15 protein-coding genes are annotated in these 14421 nt (G+C 34.5%); 5 read left to right on the forward strand and 10 right to left on the reverse strand.

Annotation, left to right across the window (positions count from 1 at the left end; translation table 11 throughout):
• From FLACHUCJ7_RS10120 to FLACHUCJ7_RS10140, 5 genes are all read left to right on the forward strand, one after another.
• Positions 1-723: transposase (locus tag FLACHUCJ7_RS10120; protein ID WP_180908818.1), on the forward strand; the 723-nt coding region annotated here is incomplete at its 5' end.
• Positions 724-761: 38 nt separating this feature from the next.
• The gene (locus tag FLACHUCJ7_RS10125; protein ID WP_180908819.1) at positions 762-1310 is read left to right on the forward strand and encodes a hypothetical protein; all 549 of its coding nucleotides are present in this window, start codon (positions 762-764) and stop codon (positions 1308-1310) included.
• 72 nt (positions 1311-1382) lie between these two features.
• Positions 1383-1553 carry a hypothetical protein gene (locus FLACHUCJ7_RS10130; protein ID WP_180908820.1) on the forward strand — a complete coding sequence of 57 codons (171 nt, stop codon included), beginning with the start codon at positions 1383-1385 and terminating at the stop codon, positions 1551-1553.
• Positions 1554-1619: 66 nt separating this feature from the next.
• Complete coding sequence (locus tag FLACHUCJ7_RS10135) at positions 1620-2342, forward strand: lipocalin family protein (protein ID WP_180908821.1); 723 nt, start codon at positions 1620-1622, stop codon at positions 2340-2342.
• A gap of 121 nt (positions 2343-2463) precedes the next feature.
• Positions 2464-2853 (forward strand): hypothetical protein, encoded by a 390-nt coding sequence (locus FLACHUCJ7_RS10140; RefSeq protein WP_180908822.1) that lies wholly within the window; start codon positions 2464-2466, stop codon positions 2851-2853.
• A gap of 356 nt (positions 2854-3209) precedes the next feature.
• Here the strand turns inward: FLACHUCJ7_RS10140 and FLACHUCJ7_RS10145 are convergent, their stop codons facing one another.
• The 10 genes from FLACHUCJ7_RS10145 to FLACHUCJ7_RS10190 form a co-directional block, all read right to left on the reverse strand.
• The gene (locus tag FLACHUCJ7_RS10145; RefSeq protein WP_180908823.1) at positions 3210-3614 is read right to left on the reverse strand and encodes a helix-turn-helix domain-containing protein; all 405 of its coding nucleotides are present in this window, start codon (positions 3612-3614) and stop codon (positions 3210-3212) included.
• A 209-nt stretch (positions 3615-3823) separates the two neighbouring features.
• Complete coding sequence (locus FLACHUCJ7_RS10150; RefSeq protein ID WP_180908824.1) at positions 3824-5194, reverse strand: alkaline phosphatase family protein; 1371 nt, start codon at positions 5192-5194, stop codon at positions 3824-3826.
• Between the two features lie 23 nt (positions 5195-5217).
• Positions 5218-6465 carry a metabolite traffic protein EboE gene (eboE, locus tag FLACHUCJ7_RS10155; protein ID WP_180908825.1) on the reverse strand — a complete coding sequence of 416 codons (1248 nt, stop codon included), beginning with the start codon at positions 6463-6465 and terminating at the stop codon, positions 5218-5220.
• Entirely contained in the window at positions 6459-7631 is a 1173-nt protein-coding gene (locus tag FLACHUCJ7_RS10160; protein ID WP_180908826.1) for a 3-dehydroquinate synthase, read from the reverse strand. Before FLACHUCJ7_RS10160 ends, eboE begins: the two co-directional genes overlap by 7 nt.
• A gap of 16 nt (positions 7632-7647) precedes the next feature.
• Positions 7648-8544, reverse strand: coding sequence for a UbiA-like protein EboC (eboC, locus tag FLACHUCJ7_RS10165; RefSeq protein ID WP_262891022.1), 897 nt, complete (start codon positions 8542-8544; stop codon positions 7648-7650).
• A complete protein-coding gene (locus FLACHUCJ7_RS10170) occupies positions 8544-9452 on the reverse strand; it encodes a TatD family hydrolase (protein WP_180908828.1) in 909 nt (302 codons plus the stop codon). Before FLACHUCJ7_RS10170 ends, eboC begins: the two co-directional genes overlap by 1 nt.
• A 3-nt stretch (positions 9453-9455) precedes the next feature.
• Positions 9456-10319, reverse strand: a complete 864-nt coding sequence (locus FLACHUCJ7_RS10175) for an EboA domain-containing protein (protein WP_180908829.1) — start codon at positions 10317-10319, stop codon at positions 9456-9458.
• A 35-nt stretch (positions 10320-10354) separates the two neighbouring features.
• Positions 10355-10792 (reverse strand): VOC family protein, encoded by a 438-nt coding sequence (locus FLACHUCJ7_RS10180; RefSeq protein WP_031457055.1) that lies wholly within the window; start codon positions 10790-10792, stop codon positions 10355-10357.
• Between the two features lie 68 nt (positions 10793-10860).
• The gene (locus FLACHUCJ7_RS10185; RefSeq protein WP_180908830.1) at positions 10861-11919 is read right to left on the reverse strand and encodes a ferritin-like domain-containing protein; all 1059 of its coding nucleotides are present in this window, start codon (positions 11917-11919) and stop codon (positions 10861-10863) included.
• Between the two features lie 13 nt (positions 11920-11932).
• Positions 11933-13885 (reverse strand): hypothetical protein, encoded by a 1953-nt coding sequence (locus tag FLACHUCJ7_RS10190; RefSeq protein WP_180908831.1) that lies wholly within the window; start codon positions 13883-13885, stop codon positions 11933-11935.
• Positions 13886-14421 lie beyond the last annotated feature (536 nt).

Below are 14421 nucleotides of genomic sequence, written 5' to 3' on the forward strand. Positions count from 1 at the left end.
AATGGCCGTAAAGATTATCTATTTGCTCTAAAGCAGGAATACCAGATGTATCAAAATCTGCAAAATCAGATCAAAGACTGCGATATAGAAATAAAAAAAATACTCCAAGACCAGATTGATAGCGACAACAATAAAAAACAACATTACACGGATCCGAAAATTCACAAAAGAGTCAATAAAAACACACCTAAAAATATTGATTTAAACCTGATGGGTTATCAATACTTCGAAGGAGTAGATTTGTTAAAAATAGAAGGATTTAGCCATCAAACCTTACTTACATTAATGAGCGAAGTAGGTTTAGAAGGGATCAAAAAATTCGGCACAGCCAAACAATTTTCCAGTTGGCTCAGACTTACTCCAAACAATAAAATAAGCGGTGGAAAAGTACTCAGCAGTCGCGTGCCAAAAGGGAGTAATCGCTTGAAAATAGCCTTACGAAATGCTGCCAATGCCATCGGGAATTTAAAAGAATCAACACCTCTGAGAAACTTTTTTCATCGAATTAATTTTCGAAAAGGAAGAGTGTCTGCCATAAGTGCAACAGCAAGAAAATTAGGTATAATCATTTGGAATATGATTGTCAAAAATACCTCATACTATAATCCAGAAAATTACTTATATTTAGACGAAAAAAGAAAACTAACGGTACAAAAAAGAATACAAAAACAAATGGAAAAACATCAATTCAAAGTCGATGATTTTAACTTTATAACCATTTAGTTTTTAGATATCTATAAAACGTTAGTTAGAAGCATAAGATGAAACAATACACAAACATATCCTCAGTTGACTATATAAATAATTTGACATTTGACTATGTTGAGATGTATTCATTTCAGCGAGGAACGGAGTTTGAAGAAAGCAATAAGACAAGTCGACCAGAATATGAGAAGTTAAAGATTAGAAAAGAAAAGCGTAACGATTTGACAATCCTCGAAAAAAAGCGATATTATGAATTGCACCAACTTTTTGGATTTACACAATATTTAATCGATGATAAAGGACAATTTCATCCTTCTAGCACAAAGACAAACACTTTTAAAGCGACTGACCCTCAAATAAACATACTGAAAAACATCTTGCGGACTGAAATTGTAGACGTACCATCTTGGATGTGTGCCCCTATTTATCGTGATGCAATAGTTTTTTATGACAAATTGAACCGAATCATATCTACTTTAAATATCTGTTTAAGTTGTGAATATATGGAAACGAAAATGTTTTGTCACATAAATGGAGACAATAAAACTTATGACTTGCTAAGGCAATTTTTTATTGAACTGGGACACAAAATTGAAGATAGATAAATACCAGCTGGTAACAGCTACAACGGATTTGGGCAGTTGGCTTAATGGAAAAAAGGTTTTGAGAAGGGAAAAGTGAAATGGGAAACAAACGTAATTAAGATTCTAGGAAAACCAAAAATTGGAAAACCCGAAATTAGAGCTCTTCAATACAATAATCTAACAATTACAATTTCGTACGGAAAACATGATTTTGCAGTAGTCAATATTGAAACGGGAGAAATTAAATTTCACGGAGCAGACTAATAACAACTATCGCCAGCAGCGGCAATATCTGCCAACGAAGGTGAATTCAATAACTTAATATAACAAATGATTAAATTAAAAATTATTACTCGCTCATTTATATACTTTACTTCAGTTTTGCTTTTATCAGCTTATACTGTTGGAATAACGGATAATCAAATAATTATAAAAGAAAAAAAACAAAGCATCTCAATTGTTCCGGGAATATATGAGTTTCAGACGAGTTGGCTTCAATCAACTGCTAATTTTAAATCCGATGGAACTTTTGAAATGAGTTACACATTAAGTGACAAACACGAAACTTCTGGAACTTGGACTATTAAGAAAGACATATTGATTCTAAAAAACGATGATAAATTCCCTGCCAATAAAAAATGGCTCATTAGGGATGAAAAACTTTATCCAATATTAAAATCATCAAAAGAATATGATATGAATTATTACTACATTTTACAAAAACAACCTACCGAAAAAGTAAATTATTCCTCATTGAAGAATTGTAAATTGAAATATTCTGATATTGATGATAATTCAACTTACATAATTATTAAAGACAATATACATACTGAGTTTCCAAATGGTGGCAAAAACTATATTAAATCAAAACTGGAATGGATAAATAATTTTGAGTACAATGCAACAGTAATCGAATTAACAGCTAGCGATTTATCTTTTAAAGTTGGTGATAAGATAAATGTGAAATTTGATAAAATTGATAATGAAACTTTTTATTACACAGCGAGTTTTGAGGGTAATATAGTAACAGGGAAATTCAAAATCATTAATTGATATCCTGCGTTCTCCGAAGTGTTCTCATAAAACTGCGCAAATAAATTCGATTATGGAAAACCGTAAGATATGTGATTAAAATTAGGGCTAACTTTGAACACTATTAATTTAAAACATAAAAATGAAAAAGATATTTTTAATAATAATTATTGTTTTTGTTTCATGCAACAAAAAGGAATTACCTTCTAATGTCTCAATGGCGTTACATGAGTTGGATGATTTTGAAAAAATATGTAGAGATTATGACAGTTTGGTAAATACATTAGATGAATCAAAAATCAATACTTTACCACTAGATTCTTTAGATAATATAATTGTTAGATTAAATGTTAATCGTGAGATGCTTGAAGAAAGGGAAAATAAAGTAGAAGAGTTTCTAAAATATAATCCCGAACTTTCAGATTATGATGAAATTAAGAACAGAAAAACAAATTCACTTATTGATATTAATGAAAATTACAGTTTGATCTTAAAAAGGCATGCTGATCTAAAATATAAAAGAGACCGTTAATAAATTTGTTATTCTTTTAATAATATAAACCGTTCAGAGATGAGCGTTTTTTTTGTGGTTTAATCCTAGCCGCAATCTTACCGTTATAAATATCATTAATGATTTTAAATGATTTGTTTTGCTACCTGTTACGCGTGACAGTTCAAATTATTATCAAAAGTAAAACAATACGCGTGCATATTTATTTGATTATCAATATTTTTCAAGTTCAATTCATAGGGTTAATCCGCGTTTTCCGAAGAGTTCTTTTGAAAAGCTATGCGAGTATCTCCTGACTTCGCACCCATAAAATAATGTCCCAAAACAATAAAGAGACTCGAAAGTCTCTTTATAAAATAATATATCTTTATAAAAAATTATTTATTAATCAATTTTTCAAGCCTCACCATCATTTCATCCTTCTCTTTCAACATACGCTCGTACAATGCAATTTTTTCTTCGTGTAATTTTAGCACTTGCTCTACAGGATTAAAAGTAGGGTTATCATTTTTTTGATATCCAATACTATTATCGCCAAAAGTATTAGAAATAACATTCACCGCCTGTTCTTCATCAAAATTCTGAAAAGCTTCAACAGGAATTTTTAATACTGTAGAGATTTGTTTCAGTAGGCTGTCTTCAATTACATCTTTCTGCTCCAGTAAAGAAATTTTCTTTTGGTTCCAGTCTTCTCCCAGATCATAAGCTAATGCTTCCTGCTTTATATTAAGCATTTCTCTGAAACGTTTTACGTTTCTTCCCTGATGTATTTTCTGTTCCATAACGAATATCAATTTTTCTAAAAGCTCAAAGATAAAGCCATTTGAATTAAAAATCCTGAATTTCAAAGATAAAAAAATATCCCGTAAAACATCCTTTTGTCAGTTATTATACCAGTTATATTTATATTTTACACCACTGTTCTCTGGTATAAATTATTGAAGCGTGAGATATTAAACAATCTGAAATTGTTTTTTTAGCCCTCCCCTGCTTAATTTTTAAAGATAGTGTCTAATATATATTGACATACGAAGTTGCTCTCTATTTTCCCGGAAAGATTTTTTTTACTGATAAATACTGGTTTATCCTGCTCTTTTTCAGGAATACATCCATGGGAACCGTTAACCAATTTGGCATCAAGCGGAATCACATTCATAAGAGTGCGAAATCCCAGTTTCTTTTTAATTAATTTTAAAATAATGCGTGGTAAAATAAATTTCTTTTTAGGATCCAAAAACAATTCTACAGGATCATAACCTGTTTTTTTATGAATTTCTACCGTTCGGGCAAAGTCAGGTGCTTTTGCATCATCCAACCAATAATAATACGTAAACCAACTATCTTGTTCTGCCACAAGTATAAGATCGCCTGCGCGTTCGTGATTGAGGTGATACTCTGTTTTTCCTGCATCATCCAATACTTTTGCTACTCCTGATATTTTTTCCAGTAGTTTTTTGAGCTCAGGAATATCATTTTTATTTTTTATATATACGTGAGCTATCTGATGATCTGCCAATGCAAAAGCGCGACACTCACCAGTATCTAATAATTCTAATCCTCTTTCTTCTCTAATTTCCAGATAACCATGGACGCGTAAAAACCTATTGATATGTACTGGATTTGTCACCTTGGTAATCCCATACTCAGATAAAACAATAACTTCTACGCCATTGCCTTCAAAATATTCAATTAAATCCTTACATACCTGGTCAATGGCTTTGACTTCTGTTTCAATTTTTGATGATTCAGGCTTAAATTTTTGACAGCAATAATCTAAATGAGGCAGATAAATTAAGGTAAGTGTGGGATTGTGCCATTCATAAACCAGTTTTGATGCTTCGGCAATCCATTCACTGGAACGGATGGTTGTTTTTGGCCCCCAAAAATCAAAGAGCGGAAATACTCCTAATTGGTCTTGTAAGCGATCCCGTAAATTGGCAGGTTTTGAATACGAATCCGGTTTTTTCTGTCCATCAGCCCAATATTGTGGACGAGGTGTTACTGTAAAATCAGCGTCTGAATACATATTGTACCACCAAAACAAATTGGCACAAGTAAAGGCCGGATCAATCTTTCTTGCTAAATCCCATATTCTTGGAGATTGTATCAGCTTGTTCGACTGTTTCCACATTTTTACTTCGGCATCAGTTCTATCGTACCATCCATTACCAACAATTCCATGTTCTGAGGGCCATTTACCTGTTAAATAAGTAGTTTGAGCTGAACAGGTAAGGGCAGGAAGTACTGGTTCGATAATACTTAAATTCCCCTTTTTCTTTTGCCACTGATGCAAAAAAAGATCGGGATTTTGAAGTAAAGTAGTTGTAAGTCCTACTACATTAATAACGACTGTTTGTTGCATTGTTTTGGTATTAATATCTTTTATTAAAGCGCATTTACATTTATAGTTTGCTCTTTTACATTATCGGTTACCCTGTTCATGACCCATTTTAATTCTCTCTCGATAGATTTAGCCAAATCCGTTTGTAAATGAACAGGTAATACTTGCCATGTATAGGTTTCTACTTCTAAATGTCTGGTAAATTCTTTTTTGCGCCAGCTTTGCAAAATTGTTATAATATCATTTTGGGTAGATTGTAATCGTTGGTAATCCTCAACAAATATTGGGACATGAAAATGCGTGCGAAGCTCCTTAAAGTCGGTACGTTTCATGGCTTCTATTCCATTTTTTAAGTCATTAAATTTGAGAAACTCTCCATTTATCGTCTTAATTACTGCCTGATGCAAATAGGTAGGTTCGTCAAAAGTACGCAGACATTCTTGTAGTTCATCAATTGTTACATTCGCTGAAGCTGTACATTTAAGAGCTGCACTAATCTGTAATTTTCCAATCTTTAAATCGTGTTTTTCCATCTTTTGAATTACTTCTTCACTTTCTTCAAATCCAATGGCAAAATGACAAACATCATAACAAAGCTGTATATGGTTTCGCATATATTCCTGTGCCTGCAATAAGGCACAATCAAGAGTTGAAGCTAATGATACAGCACCTTCCCTGAGTAAATAATCTTCAAAAAAAGCAATATATTCATCGCTGTTTTCAATTATACCATCGGGCTCCGGTTCAATATCCAAATGCATCATTATACCTTTAGTCTCATAAAATTCTACTAACTGAGTAACTACTTCAACTAATTGTTTTGCAGCAACTTGTTTGGCCTTAATTAAATCAACTTCAGTAGTATGCCAATACTTATAAGAGAGTGGTGAAGTCGAAATACCTCCTTCTATACCAGATGGCAAAAGTTCAGCCAAAATAGTAAAAAGTAACTGGGTATACTGCAATCTGTCGTCGCTTGTCCAATCCGGAAAATGAACTTTGTCTTTGACTGGCTCGTTATGAAAATTTCCATACGGAAACCCATTCATCGTAAATACGTACATTTCATTGTCTAGTAACCAATCTTTAAAAATCGAAAGATTATCATCTAGCATTAATTCGGTCGTGGCTTGGTATGAAAGACGTAAACCAATTCCAAAAGGTTTATCCGGTGATACTTCTTTCTTGAGAGGAATACAATAAGTTTCTATGCTTTTAAAAACAGCCTCCCATGACTCACCTGCGTGAATGTTGGTACAATAACTTAAATGACCACTTGGACTTATTAACATACTTCGGTATTTAATTGACAAAATGAATATAGATATCGAATAGATTCGGCAATTAATGTATTATTGAGTGAATGCACCTCTTCGCCTGTTCCAATGTCACTTAATAACATAATGGTAAGCTGACCACCAAGATGTTCTCTAAACTCATCTAATCCTTTTATAACCTCATCAAGATGAGTATCAAGAATAGGGTGAGTTATGGCAAAACCTAAGGTTAAAAAACATTTTAAGATTCGATCCAGGCTGGGTTTGTCAATTTTATGTGCTAAAAAAGAATAAGTAACATCAAGTGCTATCCCTATTGCCACAGCTTCTCCGTGTGTCATTTCATAATTAGTAAGCTGCTCCATTTTATGTGCTGCCCAATGTCCAAAATCTAAAGGACGCGAAGAACCTTTCTCAAAAGGATCTCCTTTTTTAGAAATGTGATCGGTGTGTAAAGCTGCACAACGAATTATAAGTGTTTCCATAACCGGAATATCTCTATTGTTGAGTGCTTGTGCGTTTTGTTCTATCCAGTCAAAAAAAGAGGAATCTTTAATGAGTGCCACCTTTATGGCTTCGGATATTCCGGAACGCCAATTGCGTTCACTTAAAGTCTTCAAAAAATCAGAATCATTAAGTACTGCGTATGGTGGCGCAAATGTGCCCAGAAAGTTCTTTTTGCCAAAATAATTCATGCTGTTCTTTACCCCGACACCCGAATCATTTTGAGATAAAACTGTTGTAGGTATTCGGATCAGGCGTACACCACGATGTGCAATCGCTGCAGCATATCCCACAGCATCGAGTACTGCTCCTCCTCCTATTGCTATAAGAAAAGAATGTCTGTCTATTTTGTTATTGTTTATTAATTGCAGTACTGCTTCTATATGATCCGGACTATTCTTAACGGCTTCACCTCCCTGAACTACAAGTATATTTGCTTCGGTAATTTCAAATTGATAATAATTAAAATAGTTGATAACCTTTGTAATAAATTGGTTTGTACAATCGACAACCCCTTTATCAATTACAATTGTTACTTTGGGCTGTTGAAAACCCGGCTCTTTTTTGATCACATCAATAAGCGATGAATTACTGACATCAAATAAGGAACGGCTAAAAATAATGTCATAATTAAATGTGACTTGAAAATTTTGCTGAAGTATATATTGGTGTTTCATTTTTTGTAAGATATAATCAAGTAACTGCAAATTTTTTGGATAACAGAATGGATAATGGCAATAAAGCCAAAACAAATAACGCATAAAACAATCCTGCTGAACCTGCTACATAACTAGCATTAAGCGGAATTAATGACAGTACTCCTGTTTTTACAGCTTTTTGTATAGTAGCCGGTTGGTTGTAAATGAAGGCTTTATATTTTGCGAAAAAATTAATTCCGTACCAAAAAAGAAGAAAGGGTAATAAAATCCAAAATCTAAACCCAAGTAAGTGTCCTACATAAACAAATAGAATTACTACAATGACATCCAGCAGTAAGGCAACAAGTATAGCTGCTTTGTTATTACCTGATGCTTCTTTTTTGGCAGTAAGTGTAATGGCTGCAATAAATAAAATAGGAATAATACCGATATACCAATAATTAAAAACGGCATCGTTACTAATACTCATTCCTAAAAGCAAATTACCTCCCCGACAAAGTCCCATATTTAATGGACCTACAATAGGATAATGTTTACTTATCTTATCATAACTAAGTGCTAAAAGGCTAATAATAAATGCTAAAATACCACTAAAAACCGATACTATAAAAGCAAGTCCAACTCCCATTAACAACATTAGGCATCCTAGTAAAATTGCCTCATTTTTGCTAACTAAACCACGAGGAAGTATTCTTTCTGGACGGTTTATGGTGTCCGATTCCAAATCAAAAATATCATTAAATACAATCCCTCCTCCATATAAACCAATGGTAGAAAATAGCAGTAACAGCAAATCAAGTATAAAATGACTACTGCTGGTATTAAAGACTAAAACTCCAGAAATTGCAATGCCCGCAAGAATATCAGTCATTGCTGTAATGATATTTGCGGGACGCAGTAAGGTTAGTAAATAAAAAGGCTTACCAGACATTAGTTTTCTATAATAATATTAGGATACACGATTTCTTTGGCTTCTTGCCCTCTAAGAACACTACTTCCTTCAAAGAGTGAATCTTGCGTAATTACCATTTCATTTTTCCAGTCTTCTTCATTCATTTGTCCGCTTTGAGAATAGGCCGTTAAGGCATTTTTATAACACGTTAAATGAACGTCTTCTTTGGTAATTCCTCTTTCCAGCATTAAAGCTGCTGTTTTAGGAACAGATAAAGGATCACTTACACCCCAATCAGCAGAACTGTCTACAATAATACGCTCAGAACCATATTGTTTTACAACTTCAACCATACGTTCATTCCCCATTTTGGTATTAGGATAAATCGTAAAAGCCGCCCAGTATCCCCTATCCAGAACATGTTTGGCAGTTTCTTCATTATTGTGGTCAATAACTACCATATGAGGAGCGATTCCGTGTTCTTCTAACACATCCATACTTCTAATGGTTCCGTTTTTTTTATCTCTGTGTGGTGTATGAACCATCACCGGTAAATTAAATTTTAGTGCCAGCTCAATTTGTAGTCTAAAATATTTATCCTCGACCGCAGTCTGATCATCATATCCAATTTCACCAATAGCCACAACTCCTTCTTTTGCAGCAAATAAAGGCAATAAGTCCATTACTTTTTCTGCCAAAGCTTCGTTGTTTGCCTCTTTTGAATTTAAACCAATCGTACAGTAATGTTTAATTCCGAATTGCGAAGCCCTAAATCTTTCCCAGCCAACCAAAGTGCTGAAATAATCTTTAAAAGAAGAAGCTTCTGTTCGGGCTTGACCTAGCCAAAAAGCCGGTTCAATAACAGCTACAATACCTGCGGCACGCATAGCCTGGTAATCATCAGTCGTTCTGGATACCATATGAATGTGTGGATCTATATAATACATATGCTAAAATTTTAAGTGTGAATAATATTGCGTCCCCATTTCGTCCCATGTAACTAAACTGTCAGGCAGTGTCTCGTTGGGAATTTCATTCTCATTATAAAATGAGCTTTCTTTTAATGCTTTTATAGCTGCTTGTTTTGTTAGTGTATCTCCCGTATGCATAGCATTTACTAAATCAGCTGCTATTTCCTGATTTACATAACCGGCAACTAATCTCCATATTTCGGGTGATACTAATCTGCCAGCCGACCATCGTTCATGAATATAATCATGTATTATTAAGGCTAATTTTTCGTTTTTACGCAGATCCAGATCAATGATTTGATACAACGGACGTCCCATAAAAAGGGCTTTTAAAACCAATTGATTCCAAGCATCAACCGGCAGGTATTTTGCTGCAAAAGGATTCGCTAAAGCTATAGCATCAAACACTGCAACCATATTGGTTCTGATTCCTTCCTGAACCGTCAAAATAAAATCGGCTGCATTTTTTAAGAAAAAAAGGCTCTTATACAAACCAACCAATTCTTTTATATCTGCCATCTCTGCGAGGTTCTTTATTATTTCAACATTTTGATGCACTGGAAGCTGTGTCATTAGCAAACCACGACTAAGCTGTTGTAAATCCCAATGACTCTGTGTAAAACCGGGATATACTTCCTCTAGTATGACGGTTTCCTCTGTCGTCCATTCGGGAATTTCCAGCGAAATTTTTCTGGCAATTAAGCCAAACGTCTGAAAAAACTGTGCGTTATTTTCAAACCTGATATTGTTTTCAAACCAATCTGCTTCAGCTTTTGAAAGTCTGCGTTGAATGATGGTTTGTATGATTTCTTCTGAGCCGGTTTTTAGTGCTATTGCTGTCATGTGGCTTTTTATTTTACAAACATTTCTCTGCCTAATTACTTCAGAATATTCTCCCGTACAACGAGTGAATTATTATCCGGATCCCTGAAAAAGAAAAAATGGTCCATATAACCTTCGTCTGAGCTATTAGTATTGATTATGACACCGTCTATTACATCAATTACAACTTCACTGGCTCTGAAATAATTAAGCGTTGCCTGAATGTCATCTACAATAAAACTGGGTACAGTTCCTGTTTCGGGCAACGGATTAAAAGGAGTCTCAATATCTTTGTACAATCCCAGCATAAAACTTTTTTCATCTTTATCCCCAAGATATAATTGTATATAAGATTCTGTCCCATAATCCCCATCAGAGTTGAGCGTATATCTGTCATCTGTTTTAAAATTGAGGATTTCCTCATAGAATTTTTTAGATTTAAGAATATCACTCACTGATAATTTTATCACTACTGCTTTTGACCTGAATTTCATAAATGGATAAATTATTTATGGCCGGTCATTGTGTCCGGCCAAGTTATTTTAATAGTGATTTTAATTTTTTAAGGAGTAACCGAATGGGCTCCTACCTTTACAAATTCGTATGAAGGTCCAATGGTGTATCCTTCTACACCAGGAAATGGTGTTTCTGCCAATTTTTGACAAATCAGCCTAAGATCAAACATCACTCCGATAGTATTATTAAGGTAACCAGGCTCTCCATTGAAGGTGCGGTGCAAACCGTATAATAAATCGCTATAGGACTGATTGAACAAATCTACTTGTCTTCTTTCCTGAGAACCTGCTGGCAGCATACTGGCTTTTGTATTAGGAAACATAGGCAGTACGTTACTTTCATCAAAAGGAATTTCCGGTCCGCTAAAAGAGTAACCGTGTGGCGCTGTTGGGTCTTTAACCAGTTCTTTGCCCACATATATTTCCTGAAATCTGTAATAATGCGCTATTTCTCCTTCTTCGTCTACCGGTGAAGTTGAAGTTCCTTCTCCCTGCTCAATAATAATATTAATAGCATTTATCGCATCTTCTTTTGTCAAGATAGGGTATAACTGGTCTGAAGGAAAAAATTCTGAGGTTACCTGTCTGGCAGGATCACCCGGCAATATCTCCGGAGCTATCTGGTCTATTTTCGCCTGCAAAGCCATATAAAATTCTCCAATTGTTTTGAATGTTGTTATTTCATTGGCTGCAAACCTCTTGTTAAGATCTAACGGCTCTTCAGGCTCTTCAATTTCCATAAAGACATTCTTCACCAAATCACGCGAAAATTTTTCGATAGGCACAATTAAGCTTCCTCCAATACCCATTGGCAAATGTGTTGGATATTCGGGTACAAAATTCGGATTGGCAATGTCGGGTTTCCCGCCCAGTGCATTCAGTATATTTGCTGCTATACTCATGTGCAGCATTTCTTCGATTACAATAGAATGGATAATACTTCTAATAGCTGTTTCCGTATTAGGTTTAAACGAAAACAAGGCTGTTAAATACGGAGGAATAGTGGCATGTTCTAATTCTATTGCATTTTGCAATAACGGATACAACTCCTCTAAACGTTCAGCATTAACTATAGCATTTACAAATTGTGGGCTTATCTTTAGCATAATATTTTATGTATTAAAATTCAAACAGGTTAGTAATTTCCGGCATATTGAAGTCTGCCCCATTTTTTGCTCTTACAGCATCTCTAAGTCGCAGTTGATTATTTGTTAAAGGAACAGCCTCCGTTACTGTATCTTCCTGAATTAGATTTATTTCTCCTTTGGCTTTTTGTTGTGTTACAACGATCGCTTCTCCTTCAATAATTGGATTTCTAAGCCATTTTAGAATGGTCAGTCTCTTCGTTTCGGATAAATCACGGGTAACCGGCATGTATATCGGATCCTTAATATCCCTGTCAAAAGCAAAAATCAGAAGTTCTTTTTTGGCGATAAGTGCATTCGGATCACTAAAATCGATAAAGAATTTACTCATAATTGGATATAGATTAGCAAACTGTACCATTGTAGGCTGAATATCAGCCCAAACTGGTGTTTCCGGAATTTCGAAATAATCTCTTAAGTGTATGGCAATAAAATTCTGCGGCATTACAGAACCAGATGCAGGATCTGTATTAACACCAGCCAAATCATAATCCAAAGTATATATCTGACCGTCGAGATACCCTCTCGGACTATCAATACTGTTTCCTGTTAATTTTAACACCCCTACACCATTTACGTCGGTAGTAATTACAGCATCGAAAGTCAAACCGTCTGCCGGATAATTATTCCCTGGCACGTCACAAATCGGAGGTGTATTTTGGAGTTTTGGAGTCATGGGAGTAGGTGGCTCCAAAGTAATGTATATAGCATGATTTGGCAACGGCAATCCATACTGAGAAGCATAAAAACTAATTTCATTGGTTTGATTCGTGTCTAGACGCTGTACAAATTCGTCTGCTCTCAAGACGATACCATCAACAGCTTCTCTGGCAATAACTACAAACTGATCTGCTTTTGAAGAAGCTCCAAGCAATAATAACTGGTTGTCTTTTAATGCTGAAAGAACTTCATGTGACAAATTATTAAAATCAACAATACCACTTGTACTGTTAAGCCACCCTGTTCCGTTTTCATATTCCAGTTTTCCTATAAAGAGTACACCATCAGGAGAAACCATATAAGGTGTTGCACCGGGAGAAGGTCCTATTGCTGTTTTGCTAACAGCAAGAAATAATTCAGTATTAAGAGCAATAGTACCTATTGAATCTGATACCGGAAATGAACTTCCAAAGTCAATAGAAAGTCTTGCATTTTCTTTGTCCAATATAAAATTAGAAGCTGCAAAGAAAACATTATTGTTATTTGAAACAATCCCATACAGTCTTCTGGCCGGTGGAAAAAGTTTTGGTTCACCCGAAAACCAAGGCCCCAGACTTCCTAGTATACGTCCTAGCGAAAATCTGCCATCTGTAGCATGAGCATAATAATACCCAAAACCGTTTAAATTAATACTAAGTCTGTTTTCCTGTGTTTTACTTTTTAAGCTCATCAAAAAAAGTGATTGATATGCAAGATCTCCCCAGACAACATCTTCAAGAACTGAAGTCCAGGTGCCTCCTAAAGGCTGCCCGTTAACTCTGGCTCCTGTTTGCTGGCGCATTTGTAAATCTCTAAAACCAGTAGGTTCAATTTTACCTTCAAGCAACAATTCGTTCGTAGCCGTAAGAATTCTGAAAGTTACCCCCCAAAGCTGTGAAACCATCTGCTGCTGTGGATCTAAATCCACCATCTTTCCTGAATTTCTTCCTTCAGCACCACATACAATCTGGCCTATAATACCATCCAGTAAAGGGTCTGAACTGCTATTTCCATCTTCTCCTGTAATTTGCTGTACATGACAATCCTGAAAACCAAAAGTAGCACCACCCTCAGGATTCCACCATCCGTTGTTTGATCCTGTACCAAATTCCTGAAATGATTTTTTAAAAGTGTTGTTGTTATAATGTTGTGGATCATTATTTACAGTAGAAACATCTGAAATGAAATCTCCGGAAAATGTAAGACGAGGGACGTTTAAGTATGACATATGTTTTATGTTTTGATTAAATAAGTTTTATATTTTAACTATTAATGAGAAATAAATCTGCTGAATACCCTTCTCTGGTAAATTTATTTTATCATAACCCTTTTTTACGATTAAATGTCATGAGGAAGCTTTTTTTATACACAGAACGGATAAAATAGTCTATAAGTTTTTGGATAAAGAAGTATAAAATATCGATACTTAAAATTAGGTATCTATACATTTTGATATGCCATATTTCTGACACATTACCTGCGAAAAAGAAGTATTTATTATAAAAAGGAAGACGAACAAAAAAAGTAGTTTTGCTTTCATAAGCTGTTACGACGTTTAGTTATATCAAGTAAAAATATATACTTTTCTTACAAAAAAAACAAGTATTTCTACCTGTTTTTTTATAACTTCTAATTTTTTAATTAACACATAAGCAAAGTATAAAAACCTGTTTTATACATTTGAGATCATGCCAGGACGCTAATTATAAAGCCCAATTTTTAAAGGAATTGGGCTTTATTAAGCATACATCTGTTTAAATACCC

Source organism: Flavobacterium salmonis, from assembly GCF_903819435.1.
Lineage (GTDB): Bacteria > Bacteroidota > Bacteroidia > Flavobacteriales > Flavobacteriaceae > Flavobacterium > Flavobacterium chungangense.